Raw genomic sequence first — 22,828 nt, 5'->3', positions numbered from 1 at the left:
CCCGAGACTTTTTTGTTTGGACGAGTTGGGGATCCTAACTAGTGTTACCTCGCTGGTTAGGATCCTTAGTCCGTATGTGATTCCGCATCAAGCGAATTCGACGGGTTTCTGCCCCTTAGGCAGTTCGATGACCTCACCGTCAGTCACCTGCAGATGACGCGCTTCGAGCGAGTTGATCATGCGGTGATCGTGGGTAATCACAATAATTGTGCCCTCTGCAGATGCAATCGCGTCTTGGACCTGCTCGATCAGATCCACACTCAGATGGTTCGTAGGCTCGTCGAGCAGCAAGATCTCCGGCGGGGTGGCTACGACCAACGCTAACGCCACACGTCGTTGCTGGCCGATGGAGAGGCTTCCTACCGGTCGATTGGCATCCTCGGGGCTAAGCAATCCAAAGTCGTCGAGAGGCACGCGAGCATTGGGCACAAGGTCGTACAACTCACGGGCGGACTTCTTTGGGTTTTCCCAATCTTGTTCCTGGGCCAGCATGGCTACTCGACAGTTCTCGCCGATACGCACCTCGCCAGCCTGCGTCTCAACTTGCCCCATGATGGTCTTAAACAAAGTAGATTTGCCGGCCCCATTAGGGCCAGTGATAACGACCTTGTCTCCGGGACGAACAGTCAGTGAACCTACTCGAATTCGATCTGGGACAACCACACCGCGCATCTTGATGTGAAAATCCTCATCGCTCCCCGAAGCAGCGCGCTTCGTCGGTAGGGGTGCGGTCAACGGGGCATCAAAGCCCAGTAGCGCCGGTGGACGCTCCACACCTTCCTCAATGAGCTCATCCAGCCGCTGCTTAGCCGAACGCACGCGGCGCGCGATTTGCCGCTCTACACGACCGCCACGGCGGTCATAAGCCATCTTGTTGTTGTCAGTCATTGCCCGACCCGGTGAGACCTCACGGGCGCTATTCTCGATGGTGTCTTCCAACCGATTGCGTTCATGCTCCTCGGAGCGCCACTGGTGCTCCCATAGCTCACGCTGGTGGCGTCGGTGCTTCGCGTAGTCGGAGTAATTGCCACGGAACAGCCCGATACCAGGCCGCCCCGGCACCAAGTCTCCAATTACAGTACAAACGGCATCCAGGAAGTCGCGGTCATGTGTTGCCACCACAACCACTCCAGGGTGGTTCTGGATGGTGTCAATAACGAGCTGGCGACCGCGTTCATCGAGATGGTTGGTGGGCTCGTCGAGAAGCAAAATCTCTGGCTTTCGAATGAGCGTGATCGCAAGCCCAAGCCGCGCCCGCTGCCCGCCTGAAATCTCCGTAGTAAGTTGCTCTGTCAGGGGAGCGCCGTCCGGAGCAGTACCGGTCAGGCCGAGGTGGTCGAGCACAATCTCTGCGTTATGTTCGGCGTTCCAGTCATCGTGAGCCATGACGTCCGAGAAAACCTTCGAATACGCCTTCTCTGCCGCCTCAGATTCATCTGGGGTCTCTGCTAAGGCCATCGACTCGGCTGCCTCTTCCAACTCCGCTAGACGACGTTTCGAGGGGCCGAGGGCCTCATCGATAAGCATCTGGACCGTGGAGTCGAAAGGTGCTTCCAGCTCCTGAGAACCGAGCACACGCGTGCCAGTATGAGTCACCGTACCGCTCGTGGGCCGACGACGACCCGACAGCAGCCAAAGAAGAGTGGACTTACCGGCTCCGTTGTCTCCAACCAGACCGAGGACATCGCCGTCGGAAAGCGTGAGCGAAACATCGCGTAGAACAGGCGTGGCTTCGTAGTCGAAGTTGACACCGTTGGCGACAAGCTGTGTGGCGTCGCTCGAAAGATCGGTGGTGGGGGAGGGACTGGTAGACATATGCCCATTTTAGTACTGGTAAACAGCAGATTTGGTATCCGACATATGTGGGAGTCAAAGCAAGCTTGGAAGAATTTGGGGAACAAAAAAACCACCCCGGTCAACATCCGAAGTGGATGCGGACCGGGGTGGTCTTAATTGAGCGCAGTAGAAAACCTACCGCGGAGTTTTACTGCTCGAGCTGGCGACGCTCTTCAGCGTTCTGAGCTTCGAGGTCACGGAACATCTGAGCCTGCTGCTCGTGGTTCTCGTGGTCGATACGAGCTGCCTCTTCGGCAATCTCCGGGGAGTCCGGGCTGAAGAAGCTACCGCGACCCGGGTGACCAGCGGCGCCCAGTTCGTTCATGGTCTTCGGGACGTAAGCACCCTGGTACTCAAGCGGTACTGCGTGGCCGTGCTCATCGACCGGACCCAGTGGCTGGTGGACCTCGATGAAGGAACCATCAGGCAGCTGGTTGATGATGCCCGTCTCAATGCCGTGCTCCAGGACAGCGCGGTCAGAGCGCTGCAGGCCGATGCAGATTCGGTAAGTGACGAAGTAAGCGATCGGAGGCAGGATGATCAGACCGATACGGCCAACCCAGGTCATCACGTTCAGCGAGATCTGGAAGTGGTATGCGATCAGGTCGTTACCACCGGACAGGGTCAGCAGGGTGTAGAAGACCAGAGCCATGGCACCCAGGCCGGAGCGAACCGGCACGTCGCGCGGACGCTGCAGCAGGTTGTGGTGGGCGTTATCGCCGGTGATCTTAGCCTCGATGAACGGGTAAGCGAAGAGCAGGACGACCAGAACACCACAGAGCAGAGCGACCCAGAAGACTGCCGGGATCGTGTAAGAGCCCAAGTAGAGCTCCCACGGCGGCATGACACGGGCAGCACCGTCAGTCCACAGCATGTAGATATCCGGCTGGGAACCAGCGGAAACCTGGGCCGGGTTGTACGGGCCAAGGTTCCAAATTGCGTTGATCTGGAAGATACCAGCGAACAGCGCCAAGAAACCGAAGGTAATCAGACCGAAGGAAACGGACTTGACTGCGAAGATCGGGAGAATACGAACGCCGACGACGTTGTTCTCGGTACGACCTGCGCCAGGGAACTGGGTGTGCTTCTGGTACCAGACCAGAGCCAGGTGAGCGGCAATCAGACCCAGCAGCAGGGCCGGGAGAATCAGCACGTGTGCAATGTACAGGCGCGGGATGATCATGTCACCCGGGAAGTCGCCGTTGAACATCATCCAGTGCAACCAGGTGCCGATAATCGGCAGACCAATGATGATTGCGGACATAATACGCAGACCAACACCGGAAAGCAGGTCGTCCGGCAGGGAGTAACCCATGAAGCCCTCTGCCACAGACAGCAGCAGGAGGATGGAACCGATGACCCAGTTAGCCTCACGCGGCTTGCGGAATGCGCCGGTGAAGAAGATGCGGAACATGTGCGCCATGATGGACACGGCGAACAGAAGAGCACCCCAGTGGTGAACCTGGCGAATAAACAGACCACCGCGGACCTCAAAGGAAATCTGCAGCGCGGTCTCATAGGCGCGAGACATCTCGACGCCATTGAGCGGTGCGTATGCACCGTCATAAATGACCTTCGACATAGAAGGGTCGAAGAACAGTGTGAGGTAAACACCCGAAAGCACGAGCACTATGAACGAGTACAGTGCGATCTCACCCAGAAGGAACGACCAGTGGGTAGGGAATACCTTATTGAGCTGCTTACGCATGCCGCCAGACAGGGTGTAGCGGTCATCCATATTTTTAGCAGCGGTTGCTAGTTTTGTTGGATTACTCATGACTGACGCTCCCAGAATGCCGGACCGACGGGCTCAACAAAGTTGCCCTTTGCGTACATGTAGCCTTCCTCATCAACGCTGATCGGCAACTGCGGAAGAGCGCGAGCAGCGGGGCCGAAGACTGGCTTGCCGTAGTGCAGTGCATCGAACTGCGACTGGTGGCACGGGCACAGAATGCGGTTGGTCTGCTGCTCGTACAGAGAAGTAGGGCAACCGATGTGTGTACAAATCTTTGAGAAGGCGAAGTAGTCGCCGTAGTGGAAGTCTTCCTGGCCCTGGCGCAGGACAGCCTTTTCAGCATCCTGAGCACGCAGGCGAATCAGCATAACCGAATTGCGGGAGCCGTGAATCGAGTGCATGTGGTGCTCGTAAACATCGGCGTCCTTGGAGTACTTGTCGCCGTCGTTGACGTCTGCAGCCGGAAGCGGGAAGACGGTCTCCATAGCACCAGCCGACAAATCCTCCGGGCGCATTCGGACGAGGCGAGAAACACCCTTCGTGGTGTAACCGTGCTCGCCCTCTTCAGCGATAGCACCAGTGTCACGACCCAGGTAAACTCGTTCGCCCTTTTCGACGAGAGTCCAACCGGTAGTCCACAGTGTGCCGTCACCGGTGACATCCACGTCGTGGCGAGGCTTCCACGGATTCTTAATCATGCCGCCGATGGGCAGAATCATGCCGATACCAGCCAGGACAGCGCCAGTACCAAGAAGACCCTTGATAGCGGAGCGACGACCCAGAGTGGATGTCTGCCAAGAGTCATTCAGCAGGGCAACGATGGTCTTCTGGTCGACCTCTTCGGACGGGCCATCATGACGTCGCTGAACCGAAATCTCTTCCGGAATGAATCGCTTAGTGAACTTAACTGCACCCACACCAAGGGTGACGATGCAGCCGCCGAGGGTGATACCCAGCAGCGGGGTGTACATGGTGTACAGCCACAGACCTTCTTCGCCGTGGCCCTTGTAGTGCCATGGGTAGAACAGGTAGATGGCGATGAATGCCAGTCCAAGAATGACCGAAAGTGCCAGCCAAATAGCGACACCTCGAGCCGCGCGCTTTTCAGCCGGGTCATTGGCAATCGGGAAGCGTTCCTTGCGGTAAGCAATGGTTACGTCATCGAGTTCAGCACCCAGACGAGCGAGATCCGCATTGCTCATCTTTGACAGCTCCTCAGAGCTGTACTTCTTGTTTTCGTGATTACTCATCGGCGGGATCCAATCCAAAGAGCGGCCGCTACGAGAGCGACGATGCCTACAATCCACATGGCAAGACCCTCAGTAACCGGGCCGATGCCACCGAGACCCCAACCGCCTTGGGTCGGAGTTTCCTTGGCGTTCTTGATGTAAGCGATGATGTCCTTCTTCTCGTCAGCGGACAGCTGGCGGTCAGAGAACTTCGGCATGTTCTGCGGGCCAGTCAGCATGGCCTGGTAAATCTCCTGCTCATTTGCAGGATCCAGAACCGGTGCATACTTGCCGCTGGACAGTGCGCCACCACGACCGGTGAAGTTGTGGCAGGATGCACAGTTCAGGCGGAACAGCTCGGAACCGCGAGCAACGTCTGCCTTATCAATCTCACCGTTCGGGCCGGCGTTCTTACCGCGCAGCGACTCCATAGCGATGGAGCCGTCCTCGTCGCGGACGATACCGGCGCCGCCACCATTAGCCTGGACGTAGGCTGCGATAGCCAGCGTCTGCTCTTCGGAGTAGCGCGGGGTCTTACGTGCTGCCTGAGCCTCGTTGCGGAGCATCGGCATACGACCGGAGTGAACCTGGAAGTAAACCGAGCCTTCGCCGACGCCAATCAGCGACTTGCCGCGGTCTTTAACGCCCTGAAGGTTGGCGCCGTGGCAAGTAATACAAGCAACGTCGTAAAGCTCCTTACCCTGCTGAATCATTGCGGCTTCATCCTGCTGAGCAGTAGCCGTCTGTGCATCAGGGGTCAGAGCATTAGCGAGGAAACCCGCGCCGGTGAGGGCGAGAGCCATAGCCATAATGCCGGAGGCAGTACGGCGCATCTTGCGGCGGCCCTTTGACTTCGGGGCCGCAGCCAAGGACGTGGTGTCCTTGGTTTCGGAGGTAGTGTTTTCCATCTTTTTCCCTTTAAGACTGTTCGTGGAAAGTGGATGGGCTGTAGGCCGTACTAAACAAAGGACGGCCAATACGGCCTACTGGATGAAGTAGATGGTGATGAACAGGCCAATCCACACGACGTCGACGAAGTGCCAGTAGTACGAGACCACAATGGCAGCAGTGGCCTGTGCCGGGGTGAACTTCGACTTGGAGGTACGGATAAGCACCACAACGAAAGCCAGCACACCCGCGAGGACGTGGGCTGCGTGGAATCCGGTGGTGATGAAGAAGACCGAACCGTAAATGGAGTTCTGAATGGTCAGACCGTGGCTAACCAGTGTGAAGTACTCGTAAGCCTGGCCGACGAGGAAGACTGCACCCAGGGCGGTAGACAGTGCGTACCACTTACGGAGTGCGAAAACGTCGCCACGCTCGGCCGCGAACACGCCCCACTGGGCAGTGAACGAAGACGACACCAGGATTACGGTAATCACTAGTGCGTACGGGACATTGAGGTGGCCGGTACCCCAATCCCACGAATCGCCCTGGCCGTTCGCGCGTGACACGAAGTACATCGCGAACAGACCGGCGAAGAACATTAATTCCTGAGACAGGAACACAATCGTGCCGACACTGACCATATTCGGTCGGTTCAGTGTCGCAGCACGACGTGGTGCTGTCATACCTTGATTTTCAACTGCGCTCGTCACATCTAACAGTATGTACTGTTCTTAAGGAGTAGTCACGTTGCAACCCCCGTTTTTGTATAAAAATTCCTAAAATCCCAGTTCGTGAGGAAAGGTTTCTGAGAATTTCACTAATTTTTCCCCCTGTTGGGAACTTTCCGGTGTCTTTATCCGACGCGGGTGAATTCGAGGGTTTTGTTGTGCCGAGGTGCGCGGTGTCCATCCCCCTGGACTGTCAGGTTCACCTCCGGCGAACTTGGGTTAGCGATACTGCGGCATCAGCTGTCGGTTAGTCTATCGCAGGTTCGGTTCTATTTAATATCGTATTTTTCCACTTGCCCTAATGGGGGTGAGATTTTCGGCGAACGCAAAAGGTGGGCCTGGTGATGCGCTGGATATATGGGGGAGGTATCTTGTCTTATTACGTACATCACGGCGGGATTTTCCAGAAAGCTCCGTGATGTGGTGTACCTGGTGGGCGGGATAACCAGCAGCACCTAGGTGCAGTTGTATTAATAAAGCACGAGTACAGACTTGACTATCTAGTGGAAGGGAGTGGCGATGAGCGAGATCGGCGATAAGAGGGCGGTCGAAAACTGGCGCCATGTTCTCTCCACTATTGGCGCTGGCCGCGAAGTTTCCGGTGAGGGCATTCGATTCGCCATGGATCAGATTATGTCCGGTGCTTCCGGGGACGTGCAGACCGCAACGTTTGCTTTCGGTCTCCTCGCCAAGGGGATTACGGCTGCCGAGCTCGATGCTGCGGCTGAGGGGATGCTTTCATTTGCCCGCCCAGTTCATGATTCGCAGCTCGCCGGTGTTATTGAGCGCGGAGCAGTCGATATCGTCGGAACCGGTGGTGATGGCGCAAATACCGTCAACATCTCCACGATGTCCATGATTGTCATCGCTGCCAGTGGTGTGCCGGTGCTCAAACACGGTAACCGCGCGGCTTCCTCGAAGTCGGGCGGCGCTGACATGCTGGAGGCCTTTGGTATCGACATTGAGGACGGTCTCGTTACTTCTCCGGAACATCCGGATTTCTACGTGCGCTTCCTCTTTGCCGCTCGCTTTCATCCGGCCATGCGCTTCGCTGGACCGGTGCGCAAGGAGCTAGCGGTTCCTACCGTCTTCAACCTGTTGGGGCCGCTGACGAATCCAGCACGCCCGCAGGCGAGCTTGATTGGCTGTGCCTTCGAAGATCAGATGGAGACGATGGCGAACACCTTCGCCCGCCGTGGTCAGCGCGCGTTGGTGGTTCGCGGAAGCGATGGTCTCGACGAGATTACCGTTACTGGCCCCACCAAGGTCTTTATTGTGGAAAACGGTGAAGTTGCCGAAGATGTCATCGATCCACATGACTATGGCATGGAGTACTCCGAAATTGACGCGCTGCGTGGCGGTGACCCTGCTTACAACGCTGATGTTGCACGTCGCATTTGGGCTGGCGAGCTCAAGGTCCGATTCGCGATGCAGTCATCCTTAACTCCGCAGCCGCAATCGCCATTTCGCGTGGTCTGGGTGGCCGTTCACTAAAGGAAGCTATGGCCGACTCCATTGAAGAGGTCAAGGAAACGCTCCAGTCGGGGCTGTGCCTGGACATCCTTACCGCGGCGATGAAGGGTTAAGGTTCGCGTCGCGCTTCACGACGTGCTTGCTGCGCGTCAATTGCCCACTGAAGGTATTTTCCTGCGCCTAACCTAGGGTAGGAAAACTCGCCTCCGGTGGGCTTTATTCGTACCTCCGGGCGCTGCAGCCATTTCCAGATAATACTGAGTTCATCAATCGATGCTCCTTTATATAAGGAATCATCTGGAGTGACTGTTTGGGCTGAACTCTCCATGAGCTCGATGATGTAGTTCATTTCGGCGCCACGTGGTGCGGTGCTGGCGCCGGCCAACCTGCCATAGCGAATTTCCGCTAGGTGCCAGCCTCCATTGCCATCGGGGAAAGCGGCTTGCAGAGATGGGATGGCTGCAAGCATGCTCAGGCGCTGCTGCTTGTCCAAGCTGATGATGAACTCCGCGGTGCGGTCACGTTGCACTGCCGCGCGTTGGAAGCGGTGTGCTTCGGCAAGTGCTGATATCTCTGCAATCATGTCTGCGATCTCGTCTGCGCCGGTGGTGGAGATCTGAGCGGTTGTTATCGCAAAGTCGTCGTTAAGCGCGGAGAACCTGTCGCGGATGGCAGTAGCGGTGTCGCGCGTGCGGAAAGGACCTAGGCTGCGGGCGTCGGTGACTGTCCGGCTAATCTTGGCAGGCCGACCGGGGCTAGTGGGGACGATGTACCAGCCGCGGGTTGGTTCGGTGCGTTGTCGGTTGTAGGGCGGACGGAGTGCAGAGATCAGACGAGCCTCGCGAATTTCTGCAGCGAAGCCGTGCGGGCACTCGATGATTTCGACGCGTTCGGCTTGAGAGACCATTTCCGTAATCTTGCGACGAGAATCAGTGCCGTTGAAATATTGCAGAAGTCTACGTCGCAAATCGAGAGCTGTACCTATATATAAAGGGTCGTCATTTCTTGACCGAAAAACATAGACACCAGGGGTGTGCGGAGCTCCATCGGCAAGGTGTCGTTTAGCGCGAACCTCCGGAGCAACGGTGGGCGAGTAATGCACTAGCTCGGATGCTGTTTGTACTTCATAGACAGCTAGTCTCTCCATGAGGTAGTGAAGGACGTCGACGGTTGCGATTGCGTCGTCAAGCGCCCGGTGGGCGGGGCGATTCGGAGAACCGACGTATCGTGCGAGCTGTGAGAGCTTGAAACTGCCAACTTGCGAGCGGTCAAGGACGCGACGCGCCAATGTGAGAGTGTCTACGACACTGGGGCTTGGCCAGTCTAGGCCCAAATCTGTGCAAGCCTGGCGGAGGAATCCAATATCGAACTTGGCGTTATGCGCAACCCAGACGCTTCCCCGGGCAAATTCGAGGAACTGAGTAATAACTGTGCCGAGCTGTGGGGCAGTTTCAACATCGGCGGTAGTGATGCCAGTGAGAGATGTAATGTGGTCCGGGATCTCCATACCAGGGTCGATGAAGCTGGAAAAGGTGCCAATTGTCTTACCGCCACGGGTTTTGATGGCCCCAATTTCAATGATGTGGTCGTTCTTGGCCTTCAGTCCAGTCGTTTCTAGGTCTACGACGACAAAGGTGGTGTTGAAAAGAGAATCATCGACGGTGCCTTCGAGAGGGAAGTGCTGTTGTCCTGAATCCACGTCAATAATCCTATTCTGAGCGCTCCTAGGGGTGTTAAAACTGTGAAACTTGAGCAAATTGAACCGTTACAAGCTGAAGTGTGACATAAAACACGTTTTGAGTCCGCGATAAAAATATGTCGACTTTAAGGCGTTAAGTGTAAAGTTCTCGGCAGATTTCAAAATGCCAGGTCGTGGCGTGTTTATCAAACTGTTATCATTCCGCTACAGGGGGAGTGTCTAGTTGTAACAGCTTGGTAACGGTTTAGTTCTATCGATGGTAACAGCCGGGCTTCGGGCGGTTTTCTGGGCAAACGGCTAGACAAAACTTGATGCCATTTCGTAACCTTATCGAGACATTGAAACGGGGCCACTGAGTTGGTGCCGGTCATTGATAAGAAAACACAGAGCCTTATCGAAGGTCCTGAGGGTCTAAGTAGTGAGAGCCTCAGGGGATTCGAGCCGGGGACCCACCTCGAACCATGGGGTGAATCCCAAAGGGAAATCCCGGAGGGTAGGAAGTCTTCCATTCTTCCGAACCCGTCAGCTAACCCGGTCGGCTAAACAGGAAGATTTTGGAGTTTCAAAACAATGGGCAAGCACCACCGCCGTTCTAACTTTGCACGCAACGCAGTCGCATTTGGCGCAACTGTCGCCGGCGTTACCGCTCTCGCAGTTCCGACCGCTAACGCTAACCCGCTGAACGATATCCAGGGCGCACTGAACGGCTTCGATACCCCGCAGGTTGCAGGTCTGCAGGATGTTGTCGGCAAGTTCAACGATGTCACAGGTCAGGTTACCTCCGGCAGCGTTGCAAACGTTGCAGCACCGTCCACTGGCTCGGCTATCGTCTCCGCTGCACGTTCCAAGATTGGTTCCCCGTACGTGTGGGGCGCTACCGGTCCGAACTCTTTCGACTGCTCCGGTCTGACCTCCTGGGCATACCAGCAGGTCGGTAAGTCGATCCCGCGTACTTCCCAGGCGCAGGCTTCCCAGGGCACCCCGGTCTCCAGCCCGGCACTGGGTGACATCGTTTCCTTCTACTCTGGCGCTACCCACGTTGGCATCTTCTCTGGCAATGGCAACGTGATTCACGCTCCGCAGTCCGGCGATGTCGTCAAGGAAGCTCCGATGAACTACATGCCGGTTCACAACTTCGTCCGCTTCTAATCTGTTTGAACGGATGACAACCTGCGGGGCCTAGGTGCCCTGTAGGGCCTTTGCTCTCTTTTTAGTGGGGGGCACTGAGGTGAGCGCCCGAGTGCTGACGCTTTGCGCGTCGTAAAGCACTTTGGGGCGCTCGCCTCATTTTTGTTTTAGTACTGCGGTTACGCAATGCGTGAAGCCAGAGGGCTATCCTGGTTGCTCCCTTTGGATACCCCTTTGTGCTGGCGGTTTGTCGGTGTGTTGTTCCGCGGCAAGGCTGCTACAATTTGCTCGAATGCGTCAAGTGGTTTGATGTTTTGTTTTTCGGGGAAGAAATTTGAATACACAACTTGAAAAGGGTTTGGATTTGTCGCGTCACCGTGCCTCTCGCCGTCGCCACAACTCTCGTCGCGGTGTAGTCGGGCTGACGGTCGTGACTGGGCTAACCTTTGGCTCCGTAGGTTTGGCGCCAATTGCGTCTGCGCAAGATGAACAGCCAGCCCCGGATCTGGCTACTGCAGACGGCATTATTGCAGAGCTGGAAAAGATTTCTCGGGATACCGAAGCGGTTTCTGAGGAAGTTACCGAGCTGGATTCCCAGGTTCAGGCTAAGGAAGAGGAACTCCGGCACGCCGAGGGGGAGCTGAAGCACTCTGAGGATCGGGTTCTCCGAGCACAGGATGACCTTAAGGCGCTCTCTGGTGAGATTTCGTACTTCGCGAAGAAGCGGATGCGTGGTGAAATCGTCGACCCGTTGTCGGCCGCCCTGGGATCTGCCAGTGCTCAGGACGCTATCGACCGTGCCGGTTACATCAATAAGATGTTCCGCGACAACGATGAAGTTGTCAGCCGTGCGGTGCAAGCCCGTAAGGATGCCGAGGATGGTAAGGCCAATGCGCTGCGTCTGCAGGGCGATATCCGCAAGCAGCTCGATGACCTGGCTAAGCGTCGCGATGATTTGGACAAGCGCAGCGCCGAATTTGATGAGCGCGCCGAGCATGTCAAGTCCATGGTTGATTCGCTGAGCCCAGAGCAGCGGGACATTTGGATTTCCAAGAACAATCCAATCACCGAAGGCCTGGATAAGCTGCTCGGATCTTCCGCCGCAGTTGATGCCGCGATGTCGAAGCTGGGTTCCCCGTACTCGTGGGGAGCTGCTGGTCCCTCTGAGTTCGATTGCTCCGGTCTGATGTACTGGGCGTACCAGCAGATTGGTAAGTCCATTCCGCGTACTTCGCAGGCTCAGCTCGCCGGTGGTACCCCGGTAAGCCGTGACCAGCTGCAGCCAGGTGACATCATCGGTTACTACCCGGGCATTACCCACGTAGGCATGTACATTGGCAACGGCCAGATTGTCCATGCTTCCGACTACGGCATTCCAGTCCAGGTCGTTTCCATTGACCAGGGTGGCCCGTACCAAGGCGCTGTCCGCTTTTAACTAGCGGCAGGTGGCTTCGCGTCTTTTTAGTCAAGGTAGATAAACTCGACCCCATGTCTGCGCGCGTACTGCTCATTACGAATGACTTCCCGCCTCGCGATGGTGGAATCGAGTCCTACCTGCGTGATTTCTGTGCTCGCTTGGATCCGGAGAACCTCGTAGTCCTCGCGTCCTCGCGAGCCCCCGAAGAAAAGCTCCGCGCCTACGACGAGTCGCTACCGTACCGTGTTTATCGCATGCGTGATTCCGTGCTGCTGCCACTGCCGCACGTAGCTCGTCGCGCCGCTCAGATTATTCGCACCGAACGCATTGACACCGTCTGGTTTGGTGCCGCCGCGCCACTTGGTTTGCTTGGCGACGCATGCCGTCACGCAGGTGCCACCCGTATCGTCGCTACCACTCACGGACATGAAGTGGGCTGGTCGATGCTGCCATTGGCCCGCCAGATGCTGGGGCGCATTGGTAAGAGCTCCGATGTTGTGACCTATATTTCCCGCTACACCCGTGGTCGTTTTGCGGCAGCCTTTGGCCCGCAAACAGCGTTTGAACGCCTGCCTTCTGGTGTCGATATCGAGAGGTTTTCCCCGGACCCCGAGGCGGGACAGAAGATCCGGCAGCACCACGGAATCGGTGAGTCCCAGCCGCTTATCGTCTGTATTTCCCGGCTAGTGCGCCGAAAAGGGCAAGATATGCTGATTCGCAGCATGCCTAAGGTTCTTGAGCAGCACCCAGGTGCAAGGTTGCTGATTGTGGGCGTTGGTCCGTTGAATCGGGGGTTGGAAAAGCTGGCAGCAAAGCTTGGGGTCTCCGAGCAGGTCATTTTTGCCGGCAAGGTCTCTTATGCTGATCTCCCCGCCTATTACAATGCGGCCAGCGTTTTCGCCATGCCCGCCCGAACCCGAGGTCGTGGCCTCGATGTAGAGGGCCTCGGCATTGTCTACTTGGAAGCACAGGCCTGCGGTGTCCCTGTCATAGCTGGCAAGTCTGGTGGCGCTCCGGAGACAGTTATCGATGGTGAAACTGGCATCGTTGTCGACGGGGCCTCGAAGCGCAGCATCGCCACCGGACTGGTTGAGATCTTGGATGATCCGGAGCGCGCGGCGGCGATGGGGGCCTGTGGTCGGGAGCATGTTGTGCAGTCGTGGACCTGGGAGGTCATGGCTGCTCGGGCTCGCCGAATTCTCCGAACCTGCGCAATCCCTTTATAATCAACTGTTATGTCCACCGATATTCCGATTCATCCGAGCTCAGACGAGTCCGCCGCCGCTGATTGCCCGGCTATCGGTTTTGATATTGGTGGAACAAATCTGCGCGCTGCAGTGGTCAGCGCTGATGGGCAGGTGTTGTATCGAGTTCAGACTAGTTCTGACGGCAGTGTGGATGCCATTGAACGTGGCATTGTCCAGACATCCGAGCGCTTGGTTGAACGTTTTCCAGATGTCAGCGCCATCGGTTTAGCTGTAGCTGGTTTTTTGGATTCTGACCGCCAGACGGTTCGGTTCGCCCCGCATCTGCCGTGGCGCGATGCGAACGTCGTCAAGCGTTTATCCTTGCTTCTCCCGTGCCCTCTGCAGCTTGAGCACGATGCCAACTCGGCCGCCTGGGGCGAGTATCGCTTTGGTGCGGCTCGCGGTGCGGATAATTGGGTGCTGTTTGCGCTGGGTACGGGAATCGGTGGCGCGATGATGCAGGGTGGTGAGATTTACCGTGGTGCGTACGGCACGGCGCCGGAATTCGGCCACCTCACCGTTGTGCCGGATGGTCGTCCCTGCTCCTGCGGAAAGCGTGGTTGCTTGGAGCGTTACTGCTCAGGTACGGCGTTGGTTACCACAGCTCAGGAGCTCTCTGAATCCGGCCGCTACTTCTCGCGGCTTACCGACGGGCTCGTGGCCGGCTCGGCAACTGGTACCGATGTCGTCTCGGCTGCTCGGCAGGGGGATGAATTGGCTCTGGCTGCGATTGATGACTTCGCTACCTGGCTCGGGCGTGGTCTGTCGATGGTGGGCGATGTCTTTGACCCGGAATTGATTGTCATCGGTGGCGGGGTTGCCTCGGCATCTGATTTATACCTGGACAAGGCCAAGGCCGAGTTTGCGCGCAATCTCACCGGTGCTGGCTATCGTCCGGTGGCGGATGTGCGGGTCGCTGAACTGGGTGCCGATGCCGGGTTGATTGGTGCGGCGGATATTGCGCGCAGCGTTGTGGCTGCCGAGAGTGCGGCATCGTCGTAAAGCGTCAATTGGGGATTGCAGGGGAATTCGCCCGCGAAAAGGTGGGGGAATGGCTGCGGAGATGGATCGCCGGACCAAGTGAACCTGTATAGTTTTAAACTGTGAATAATCGCTGGTACAAGTTCTTTAAGTACATCCTCATTGGCCCTTGGCTGCGGATCTATAATCGCCCGTACTACATCGGTGGTGAGAAGATTCCCCAGGAAGGTCCAGCGCTGATGGCGTCGAACCACCTTGCTGTGATGGATCACTTTTTCTTCCCACTGGTCTGCCGTCGTCAGCTGACGTTCCTGGCGAAGGCAGAGTACTTCACCACGCCGGGCTTTGTCGGCGGTATCCAGAAGTTCTTCTTCTCCTCGGTGGGGCAGGTGCCGATTGACCGTACCTCTGGTGATGCAGCTCGCGATGCGCTGATCGCCGGCTTGAAGGTGCTGTCACGCGGTGACCTGCTGGGCATTTCCCTGGAGGGCACCCGTAGTCCCGATGGTCGACTGTACCGCGGTAAAACCGGTGCGGCACGTGTAGCGCTGAAGGCCGGTGTGCCGGTGTTCCCAATGGCAATGATTGATACGGAAAAGGCCAACCCGATTGGCTCGTGGATTCCTCGTCCGGTGAAGGTCGGCACGATTATCGGCGATCCGATTGATCCGTCGGAGTACAAAGCCAAGTACAGCGATGAGTATGAAGCGGCCAGGGCACTGACGGATGACCTGATTAAGGAAATTCAGAAGCTTTCTGGTCAGGAATATGTCGATGCTTATGCGACTGATGTGAAGAAGTCCTTGGAGGCCGGCAACGGTTATCCAGCGGGAACCGAGCCGGGGGGAGAGCTGACCACTCCGGCTCCGGGGCCGAAGCCGACCCCTCGTCGCTGGTTCCGACGCGCTCGCTAGAATAATAAGGCGCAGATAGTTTTCGCGACAGTGGGGCTGCACACTTCCTAGGGCGATTCGGTGCATGGGGAAGATTTGCTCGGTAGGGCTCCACGGTCTTTTGGTCGCGAGGTAGCCGACGCGAGGCCGAGGCTGGAGAGGATTCCACACCGTGCGTTATTTTTATGACACCGAGTTTATTGAAGACGGCAAGACTATTGATCTTGTCTCCATCGGTGTCGTAGCTGAGGACGGCCGCGAGTACTACGCGGTGTCTACCGAGTTCAACGAGAGCAAGGCCGGGCCGTGGGTTCGGGCCAATGTGCTCAATCAGCTGCCCAACCCCTCATCTCCGCTGTGGAAGAACCGGGACACGATCCGCGAGGAACTGCTGGCATTTTTCACCGAACCCGGTACGGGCAGCCCAGAGCTGTGGGCCTGGGTAGGCGCTTACGACCACATTGCGTTGGTGCAGCTTTGGGGCGATATGACCAAGCTGCCGCAGTTCATGCCGCGCTATACCCGCGAACTCAAGCAGTACTGGGAGATGGCGGGCAAGCCACGATTGCCAAAACAGACTGCAGGTAAGCACGACGCGCTGGCAGATGCCCAGCACAATCTGCTGAAGTTTCAAAAGATTGAACAGAAGTTGCCGCTTGATTAAGCAGTGGAACTCGAATATTTGGTGACCTGACTAACACCCTTCTGGCAGGGGCACTACAATGAACTTCTGTGAGTTGGACTATTGATCTCCCTGTAGATGACCTGCCCGATCTGCCACCGCTTCCCGGAGACATGGCTGAGCGCTTTGCTGATGTCGTATCCCGCCAAGCCCTACAGCAGCCAAGCTGGGATGCCCGCGCCGCTGCAAACGTGCGTCGCATTCTCGAATCGGTGCCACCGATTGTGGTCGCGCCTGAGGTTCGTAAGCTTCGTCAGGAGCTTGCCGATGTCGCTAATGGTAAGGCCTTCCTGCTACAGGGCGGTGATTGTGCGGAAACCTTTGAGTCCAATACCGAGCCGCACATTCGCGCCAATGTGAAGACCTTGCTGCAGATGGCCGTTGTGCTGACCTACGGCGCATCCACTCCGGTCGTAAAGATGGCTCGTATTGCTGGTCAGTACGCCAAGCCGCGCTCGAAGGACATCGACGGCGACGGTTTGCTTAGCTACCGCGGCGACATGGTCAACGGCGTTGAGCCGACCGAAGAAGCTCGAGTTCACGACCCAGCTCGAATGGTGCGTGCTTACGCCAATGCCTCCGCGGCAATGAATCTGGTGCGTGCACTGACGGGCTCGGGCACCGCTGACCTGCACCGTCTGCACGAGTGGAACCGTGAGTTCGTCAGCAACTCGCCGGCTGGCGCCCGCTACGAGGACCTGGCACGCGAGATTGATCACGCACTGCAGTTCATGGCTGCCTGTGGTGTTGCGGACTCGAACCTGCAGACCGCGCAGATTTACTGCTCGCATGAGGCGCTGGTTGTTGACTACGAGCGCGCTATGCTGCGCCTGTCTGAAAACGATGGCAACCAGGAGCTGTTCAATCTCTCGGCGCACCAGCTGTGGATTGGTGAGCGCACCCGTGGCATTGAGGACTTCCACATCAACCTGGCTGCCATGATTGGCAACCCCGTCGGTGTGAAGATTGGCCCGACCACCACGCCGGAGGAAGCTGTCGCTTACGCCGACAAGCTCGACCCGTTCTTCCAGCCTGGTCGCCTGACTCTGACTTCGCGTCTGGGCAATGACAAGGTTCGCTCCGTGCTGCCTCCCATCGTTGAGGCTGTGGAAGCTTCTGGTCACAAGGTCATTTGGCAGTGCGATCCGATGCACGGCAACACTTACTCGGCCTCCAATGGTTACAAGACCCGCCACTTCGACCGCATTGTCGACGAGGTTCAGGGCTTCTTCGAGGTGCACCGCTCGATCGGTTCGCACCCGGGCGGTATCCACGTGGAGCTGACCGGCGAAGATGTCACTGAGTGCCTCGGTGGCGCGCAGGACATTTCCGATGTCGACCTGCCAGGCCGTTACGCATCCGCCTGCGACCCGCGTTTGAACACTCAGCAGTCGCTGGAGCTGGCCTTCCTGGTTGCCGAGATGCTGCGCAACTAGTTGCAACCTGCGCAGCTAGATAAAACTAGCCCAGCTAGTGCAGCGCCGCATTCAGTAGAGCGCTGCACTTTTTACAGAGTGCTGACCGAAATGCTGTCGCCCGCCGTGGCCTTGGCGCCCGGTCGGGGTGACTGCAATACGATGCGATCGTCATCGTTCGCAGAGCCGTCGATGTCGAGCTGAAGATGCTGTTTCTCCGCTTCACGACGTGCCTGCGCAACTGTTTTACCCAGCAGCTGCGGAACTTTCACTGCTCTGGACACGGTCAGCGTGACAGTCGCATCATTGGGGTTAACCAGACGACCTGCACTCGGTGAGACTGCGTCAACACGGCCGTAGTCACGCGAGGAGGAGGACGCGTCCTTTACTTCGCTTACCTCAATGCCCTCGCGCTGCAGAATCTGCCGAGCAGTATCCTCAGACTTGCCCACTACATTGGGCACTTCGATGCCGTTGTTGATGGTCAACGTCACAGAGCTACCGCGTTCGAGGCCAGTGCCTTCCTCAGGAGATACGGAAAGAACCTCTTCGGGTTCAGCAGAGGAGGAGAACTCCGCCGATACTTCTCGGACTTCCAGCCCGGCCTTGCTCAACAGCTCACGAGCTTCATCCTCTTGAAGTCCCAAGATTTTTGGCACCTTCACCGGTGCTGGCCCCTTGGAGTAATGCACAGTCACAACTGAGCCAACTTCGACTGTCTGTCCTGGAGCAGGAACAGCAAAGACCAAGCCGCCGGTGGAGACATCATCGGAAAAGACGGGGTCTCCGACCTCTTTTTTCAACGTCCGCTTAGCTAGGGCAGCGCTGAACACTTCCTTTGAGTGGTTCGCGGGATATGCGGGCACAGTCGGGCGGCCGAGGCTGACCAGTACGCGAACATCATCACCGCGGATAACCCGCGCTCCAGCCAGAGGGTCCGAGCCAATAATCTGAGACACTGCGACATCGTTGTCGTAGCGCTCATCAACCACCGGTTCAAAGCCCGCCTCACTGATTGCGGTCATCGCCTGTGGCTGCGACAGCCCAGTGATAGAGGGCACTTCGCCGTAACGGCCAGAGCCCAGCCACCATGCGCCAAGCCCCATGCCCAACGTGGCAACCAGGGCGATAATCAGCCACAATGCGCATCCGCGGCGCGTCCGCTGTCGGGTAGCTCGACGGCTCTTCGGCGTCTGAGCAGATCGAGGCTGCGGATGCTGTGGGTGCTGTGGGCTCTGTGTGTCCGGCGGCAGCGGATATTCCGGAGCTTTCGGGTCGTCGAAATCATCGAAAATATTCGGTGGTCCCGGTGGTCGGGAAGAAACGGGGCTACCGGGTGCGTCCGTCGAGAAGCCATAGCCGTCGTGACCGAAGCGCTCGGGTGCCGTCTCTGCGGTGCCGTGTCTGTCATCGAAATGGTCGTTGCCTGGTCGGCGGAAGTCCTCTGTGAGCCCCTCCATGGCGGCAGCGTTGGCGGCTGCTGAATTTACGGGCGACGGGACGCGGAATGGTGGCAGCGCGAGTTTGTCCGCAATGTCTTCGAGTGCGTCACCGAATTCCTCGGCAGTCTCAAACCGATCCTCCGGCCTGCGGGAACAAGCGCGGGCGACCAACTCGTCGAACTCCTCGGGAACGCCGTCGATGAGCTCCGAGGGTGGCGGGACATCTTCGTTCAATCGCTTCATGGCAACGCCCAGCGAAGAATCGGCGATGAATGGAGTGGTGCCGGTAAGCAGCTCAAAGAGCAAAACACCCGCCGCATACACATCGGAGGCAGGGGAGATGGATTCACCCGTGACCTGCTCCGGAGCCAGATAAGCGACGGTGCCGACGATGACCGAGTTAGAGGTCACCTTTGCATCAGCGGCCGCGCGCACTAGACCGAAGTCCGCCAGCTTCACTCGACCGTCCGAAGCAATCAGCACGTTTTCCGGCTTGATATCTCGGTGCACCATGCCGCGAGAATGCGCCACCGATAGGGCGCGCAGAACCGAGCGCATCACGGCGGCAGCTGCATGCGGGGGCATCGGACCGCGCTGACGGAGCAGCTCACGGAGGGTCCCACCGTCGACGAATTCCATAATGAGGAAAACATGCCCCGCCGGGTCCGTGCCTTGGTCGTAGACGTTGACGAGCGACTCGTCATTGAGGTGCGCGACCGCGCGGGCCTCACGTTCGAAGCGGATGCGGAAAGACTCGTCGTCGACAAAACGCGGATCCATGACCTTTGCGGCCACCCTGCGATCGAGCCGCAAATCGGTGGCGCAGTACACGGTGCTCATGCCACCGTGGGCGATGGTGGCTCCGATACGGTAGCGACCATCGAGAATCTGCCCCTCGACAAGCTGCGACATAAACCAGCCTTCCCTGTTTCAATCAGTTGCTTCTAATAAGTATATGGGGACGTACCTACTGCAAGGCCAACGCGCTAAAGTGACCAGTGTGAGAAAGATTCCAACTTGCCACGATGTCCTGAGCGCCGACGAACCCACTCTCGCGCTGCCCGATGCCGCTGACCTCATTGGCGTCACCGTCACCCGAATTCACGCGTTGCTGCAGGAGGGTCGCCTTATCGCAGTCCACCGCGACGGCATTGCACAAATTCCCGCCCGCTTCTTTGAAGATGATGAGGTCGCGCGTTTTGTACCTGGCGCACTCGCATTGCTTGCCGACGGCGGCTATACGCGAGAAGAAACGCTGGAGTGGCTATTCACCGAAGATGAATCTCTGCCTGGGCGTCCGGTGGACGCCCTGCACGGTCACCTCGCACGCGAAGTAATGCGCCGCGCACAGGCTATGGCGTTGTAAAGACCCGGGCGGCGTTCTACGCCCGCGTCCTACGCCTCCGATAGCTCCTGTCGTAATCGCCCGGCCACTGCTCTGAAAAGCAGCGGGAGGGCGATTTTTGCTTTTCGAGCGCGTCCCACTTGAGCGCGTTGCGCAAAGACGTTGTAGTTCATGCGCTCAATTTCGCCGAGAATATCAGAGTAGAGAATCTCCGCGGCACGGATAGCCTGACGGCCTGGCACCTCCAACATACCCACGCCGCTAGTGGCTTCGGCATAGAGCGCGCGATTGCGAGCGATGAAGTAGGCCAATGCCTGACGTACCGCCGGGGTCGTCTGTCCCATGGCGGCACAGTAGCCAATCTCCTCGGTACCCACTCCGAAGGCCTCCCACTCATTCAGTGGTAGGTAAATACGGCCACGGCGAAAATCCTCGGCGATGTCGCGGAGGAAATTTGTCACCTGAAAGGCTTTTCCCAGGCATTCTGCGTAGGGAGTGGCTTCCTCCCGGGAGACTCCTGTGCGGGTTCCTAGGATGGGCATCATCTCAAGACCGATGACTGCTGCGGAGCCCCACATATACGAGTCGAGCTGCTCCCATGTTTCAAAATGCGCAATGTGGCACGATGTGTCGGGCACGTCCATCAGCATGGAGTGAACAAAGTCTGCAGAGAGCTGTGGATCGATGTCGTAGTCGCGAAAAGTCTTTGCGGCCGCCGAGATGACGGCACGGTCGCGGTCGCGGTGGACGTCGTCAAGCGAACCGCTGACGACAGCTGAGTGGAAAAGCTCGCTTAATCGTGTGACCGTGGCTTCGATGTGTGTGGGCGAGCGGTCGGCATCGGCGGGGCAGTCGACGTAGTCATCGACAATGCGCGCCCAGGCGTAGAGAGACCACACTGCGCGCTGTTGGCGGGGTGCCAACAGTCGCGTGGCCAGGGAATACGTGCGACCGTGGGAGGTCATAATATCGCGGCAGAGCTCGTAGGACTGTGGCAGCGCGATGGTCGAGAGAGACTGTGGGGTGGGCATGGGCAACTATGCAACCTCGGGTGATCGCGACAGGGGCGCCACCGTGGAATCCGGGTTTGCGCCGCTATCGTCGCGCCACGGGTACTTCCAGCTGAATTCTCCAGTGGTCAGCCAGCCGACGGCCAACCAGCCGAGAACGGTGATGATAACCATCCAGGGCACGTCGTAGAAGCGGTGATTGCCGCCGCCGGCGAACGACAGCGACAGGATGAATGTGAACAACACGGTGCCTTGAATCACCCATCGTGGCGGGCGAATCGTTCCCATGGGAGTCAACAAGCTGGCGTAGTACCAGGGCAGTGCCACGGCATTAAATACGCAGGCCACCACATAGGCGGCAATCATGCCAGCGACATTGTCACGAGGGGTGGCCCGGAAGTAGAACCAGGAAATCACGAGCCCCACCAGCATGATGACAGAGGAGACCACGCGTGTGTGGCTGACGATGACGTTGAAACCGATGTCGTCGTTGAACCACGCCATGACGCCGGAGATTACACCAGCGACCGCCGACGGTGCTGCCAGTGGGTTAATCACCTTGGTGTTGCCACTGATCTCGGAGATCCAGCCCCAGCTCGAGCCGGTCAGCCACGTCACCACTGCAAGCGTGCCGACGCAGACCGCGACCAACACGATGCCCACACCGGCAATCGCCGGAATCTTGCGCAGCATCTCTTGAACCGTGGTGATGGGCTCGCGCCTGGTCAACACAATCCACACGACGAAGGGCAGCGCCAGGACAGCGGTGGCTTTCAGCGCGACGCCAATTCCGATGAGGACAGCAGCGACCAGGCCGCCCCGCATGTGCTCCATGCGCAGTGCGGCGACTAGCGCCAGGCTGACCAACCCGACCATCAGTGCCTCGTTGTGCATACCCGCAATCAGGTGCAGCAGCACCAGTGGATTGAGCACACCGAGCCACTGTGCGAAAGCCGGATTTGCTCCAAGCGCCCGGGCGATTCGCGGGATCGACCAGACAATGGCGGCGAAGCCAAGCAGGCACACAATGCGGTAGAGAATCACGCCGACGGTGATGTTGTCGCCGACAATCCGCGTGATGACCTCGCCAATTCCCAGATGCAGCGGGCCATACGGGGTGGTGGTGTTCCGCCAGTCTGCGGATACCTCCAGCAGCATCGGCCCAGGATTAGCTGCAGCTCCCTCGGTGTAGGGATCAAACCCATCGCGGACCATCGCGCCCTGCATGAGATACGAATACACATCGCGAGAGAACAGCGGTGCGGCCAGCGCGAGGGGAATTGCCCAGGCCAACAGGATTGAATTAAACCGACGCAACGTGGACTCATCGCCGCCAGCGTTCGCTGGCGCGAGAGCGTCTGCTGCGTCGCCAGAATGGGCAGAACCGGCCACAGTTTCCCGGATAGTCCTCTTCGAGAACAGCAGTTCCCGCCCGATGCGCAGCCACGAAATCAGCAGCAGGGCGATGCCTACCCAAATCACAATCTCACAGAAAATCTGACCGTGACCGTAGGTAATCCAGTCGAGTCCCAGAGCGTGGACGAGGCCGCCACGGTAGCGGTTCGCACCGGAACCGTAGGAGCCCAGAGCAATGAGGATGCCACCGTAGACACCCAGCTGAGCACTCCGCGATAAATTCATGTCAACCTAAACAATCGATACATTGCTGATGCATTAATC

The 22,828-nt window shown here is 57.9% G+C and carries 18 protein-coding genes and 1 riboswitch; of the genes, 9 read left to right on the top strand and 9 right to left on the bottom strand.

What is annotated here, in order from left to right:
• Positions 1-87: 87 nt before the first annotated feature.
• The 5 genes from CORAM0001_RS04600 to ctaE all read right to left on the bottom strand — a co-directional run bounded on the left by CORAM0001_RS04600 (position 88) and on the right by ctaE (position 6,398).
• Positions 88-1,815: an ABC-F family ATP-binding cassette domain-containing protein gene (locus tag CORAM0001_RS04600; protein WP_040361172.1), complete on the bottom strand. Its 1,728-nt coding sequence runs from the start codon at positions 1,813-1,815 to the stop codon at positions 88-90.
• A gap of 169 nt (positions 1,816-1,984) precedes the next feature.
• The gene (qcrB, locus tag CORAM0001_RS04595; protein WP_005510343.1) at positions 1,985-3,613 is read right to left on the bottom strand and encodes a cytochrome bc1 complex cytochrome b subunit; all 1,629 of its coding nucleotides are present in this window, start codon (positions 3,611-3,613) and stop codon (positions 1,985-1,987) included.
• Positions 3,610-4,821 (bottom strand): cytochrome bc1 complex Rieske iron-sulfur subunit, encoded by a 1,212-nt coding sequence (qcrA, locus tag CORAM0001_RS04590; RefSeq protein WP_005510283.1) that lies wholly within the window; start codon positions 4,819-4,821, stop codon positions 3,610-3,612. Before qcrA ends, qcrB begins: the two co-directional genes overlap by 4 nt.
• Positions 4,818-5,708: a cytochrome bc1 complex diheme cytochrome c subunit gene (qcrC, locus tag CORAM0001_RS04585; RefSeq protein ID WP_005510361.1), complete on the bottom strand. Its 891-nt coding sequence runs from the start codon at positions 5,706-5,708 to the stop codon at positions 4,818-4,820. The genes qcrA and qcrC overlap by 4 nt, the downstream gene beginning before the upstream one ends.
• Before the next feature lie 75 nt (positions 5,709-5,783).
• Positions 5,784-6,398 (bottom strand): aa3-type cytochrome oxidase subunit III, encoded by a 615-nt coding sequence (ctaE, locus tag CORAM0001_RS04580; protein WP_005510395.1) that lies wholly within the window; start codon positions 6,396-6,398, stop codon positions 5,784-5,786.
• Positions 6,399-6,935: 537 nt separating this feature from the next.
• Between ctaE and trpD the strand changes: the two genes are divergently transcribed.
• On the top strand, positions 6,936-7,910 hold the full coding sequence (gene trpD / locus CORAM0001_RS04575; protein WP_244261992.1) for an anthranilate phosphoribosyltransferase: 975 nt from the start codon (positions 6,936-6,938) through the stop codon (positions 7,908-7,910).
• 88 nt (positions 7,911-7,998) lie between these two features.
• On the opposite strand, the gene CORAM0001_RS04570 is transcribed toward trpD, so the two are convergent.
• The gene (locus tag CORAM0001_RS04570) at positions 7,999-9,588 is read right to left on the bottom strand and encodes a DEDD exonuclease domain-containing protein (protein WP_005510389.1); all 1,590 of its coding nucleotides are present in this window, start codon (positions 9,586-9,588) and stop codon (positions 7,999-8,001) included.
• Between the two features lie 413 nt (positions 9,589-10,001).
• Positions 10,002-10,144: riboswitch (cyclic di-AMP (ydaO/yuaA leader) on the top strand.
• Between the two features lie 14 nt (positions 10,145-10,158).
• Between CORAM0001_RS04570 and CORAM0001_RS04565 the strand changes: the two genes are divergently transcribed.
• The 7 genes from CORAM0001_RS04565 (at position 10,159) to CORAM0001_RS04535 (ending at position 17,372) form a co-directional block, all read left to right on the top strand.
• Positions 10,159-10,737 carry a C40 family peptidase gene (locus CORAM0001_RS04565; RefSeq protein ID WP_005510412.1) on the top strand — a complete coding sequence of 193 codons (579 nt, stop codon included), beginning with the start codon at positions 10,159-10,161 and terminating at the stop codon, positions 10,735-10,737.
• A 343-nt stretch (positions 10,738-11,080) separates the two neighbouring features.
• Positions 11,081-12,151 carry an NlpC/P60 family protein gene (locus CORAM0001_RS04560; RefSeq protein ID WP_425265859.1) on the top strand — a complete coding sequence of 357 codons (1,071 nt, stop codon included), beginning with the start codon at positions 11,081-11,083 and terminating at the stop codon, positions 12,149-12,151.
• A 53-nt stretch (positions 12,152-12,204) separates the two neighbouring features.
• Complete coding sequence (locus CORAM0001_RS04555; protein ID WP_005510408.1) at positions 12,205-13,359, top strand: glycosyltransferase family 4 protein; 1,155 nt, start codon at positions 12,205-12,207, stop codon at positions 13,357-13,359.
• Positions 13,360-13,368: 9 nt separating this feature from the next.
• Positions 13,369-14,382, top strand: coding sequence for an ROK family glucokinase (locus CORAM0001_RS04550; protein WP_005510373.1), 1,014 nt, complete (start codon positions 13,369-13,371; stop codon positions 14,380-14,382).
• A 101-nt stretch (positions 14,383-14,483) separates the two neighbouring features.
• On the top strand, positions 14,484-15,275 hold the full coding sequence (locus tag CORAM0001_RS04545; RefSeq protein WP_005510410.1) for a lysophospholipid acyltransferase family protein: 792 nt from the start codon (positions 14,484-14,486) through the stop codon (positions 15,273-15,275).
• 151 nt (positions 15,276-15,426) lie between these two features.
• Entirely contained in the window at positions 15,427-15,918 is a 492-nt protein-coding gene (locus CORAM0001_RS04540; RefSeq protein WP_005510364.1) for a polyadenylate-specific 3'-exoribonuclease AS, read from the top strand.
• Positions 15,919-15,986: 68 nt separating this feature from the next.
• On the top strand, positions 15,987-17,372 hold the full coding sequence (locus CORAM0001_RS04535; protein ID WP_005510339.1) for a class II 3-deoxy-7-phosphoheptulonate synthase: 1,386 nt from the start codon (positions 15,987-15,989) through the stop codon (positions 17,370-17,372).
• A gap of 71 nt (positions 17,373-17,443) precedes the next feature.
• On the opposite strand, the gene pknB is transcribed toward CORAM0001_RS04535, so the two are convergent.
• The gene (pknB, locus tag CORAM0001_RS04530; RefSeq protein ID WP_005510345.1) at positions 17,444-19,705 is read right to left on the bottom strand and encodes a Stk1 family PASTA domain-containing Ser/Thr kinase; all 2,262 of its coding nucleotides are present in this window, start codon (positions 19,703-19,705) and stop codon (positions 17,444-17,446) included.
• Positions 19,706-19,784: 79 nt separating this feature from the next.
• Here pknB and CORAM0001_RS04525 point away from each other — a divergent pair, with 79 nt between their 5' ends.
• Positions 19,785-20,159 (top strand): Rv2175c family DNA-binding protein, encoded by a 375-nt coding sequence (locus CORAM0001_RS04525; RefSeq protein ID WP_005510311.1) that lies wholly within the window; start codon positions 19,785-19,787, stop codon positions 20,157-20,159.
• Between the two features lie 29 nt (positions 20,160-20,188).
• On the opposite strand, the gene CORAM0001_RS04520 is transcribed toward CORAM0001_RS04525, so the two are convergent.
• Positions 20,189-21,169, bottom strand: coding sequence for a phytoene/squalene synthase family protein (locus CORAM0001_RS04520; RefSeq protein ID WP_005510374.1), 981 nt, complete (start codon positions 21,167-21,169; stop codon positions 20,189-20,191).
• Positions 21,170-21,175: 6 nt separating this feature from the next.
• The gene (locus CORAM0001_RS04515) at positions 21,176-22,789 is read right to left on the bottom strand and encodes an alpha-(1->6)-mannopyranosyltransferase A (protein ID WP_005510288.1); all 1,614 of its coding nucleotides are present in this window, start codon (positions 22,787-22,789) and stop codon (positions 21,176-21,178) included.
• Between the last annotated feature and the right edge of the window lie 39 nt (positions 22,790-22,828).

The organism is Corynebacterium amycolatum SK46 (assembly GCF_000173655.1).
GTDB lineage: Bacteria > Actinomycetota > Actinomycetes > Mycobacteriales > Mycobacteriaceae > Corynebacterium > Corynebacterium amycolatum_A.
This window is presented reverse-complemented; position numbering and strand designations above follow the sequence as displayed.

Excerpts from the sequence above, each read along its gene's own strand:
- trpD (WP_244261992.1), top strand. The coding sequence starts at position 6,936 with ATGAGCGAGATCGGCGATAAGAGGGCGGTCGAAAACTGGCGCCATGTT.
- CORAM0001_RS04565 (WP_005510412.1), top strand. The coding sequence starts at position 10,159 with ATGGGCAAGCACCACCGCCGTTCTAACTTTGCACGCAACGCAGTCGCA.
- CORAM0001_RS04550 (WP_005510373.1), top strand. The coding sequence starts at position 13,369 with ATGTCCACCGATATTCCGATTCATCCGAGCTCAGACGAGTCCGCCGCC.
- CORAM0001_RS04520 (WP_005510374.1), bottom strand. The coding sequence starts at position 21,169 with ATGCCCACCCCACAGTCTCTCTCGACCATCGCGCTGCCACAGTCCTAC.
- CORAM0001_RS04555 (WP_005510408.1), top strand. The coding sequence starts at position 12,205 with ATGTCTGCGCGCGTACTGCTCATTACGAATGACTTCCCGCCTCGCGAT.
- qcrA (WP_005510283.1), bottom strand. The coding sequence starts at position 4,821 with ATGAGTAATCACGAAAACAAGAAGTACAGCTCTGAGGAGCTGTCAAAG.
- CORAM0001_RS04515 (WP_005510288.1), bottom strand. The coding sequence starts at position 22,789 with ATGAATTTATCGCGGAGTGCTCAGCTGGGTGTCTACGGTGGCATCCTC.
- qcrB (WP_005510343.1), bottom strand. The coding sequence starts at position 3,613 with ATGAGTAATCCAACAAAACTAGCAACCGCTGCTAAAAATATGGATGAC.
- pknB (WP_005510345.1), bottom strand. The coding sequence starts at position 19,705 with ATGTCGCAGCTTGTCGAGGGGCAGATTCTCGATGGTCGCTACCGTATC.
- qcrC (WP_005510361.1), bottom strand. The coding sequence starts at position 5,708 with ATGGAAAACACTACCTCCGAAACCAAGGACACCACGTCCTTGGCTGCG.
- CORAM0001_RS04600 (WP_040361172.1), bottom strand. The coding sequence starts at position 1,815 with ATGTCTACCAGTCCCTCCCCCACCACCGATCTTTCGAGCGACGCCACA.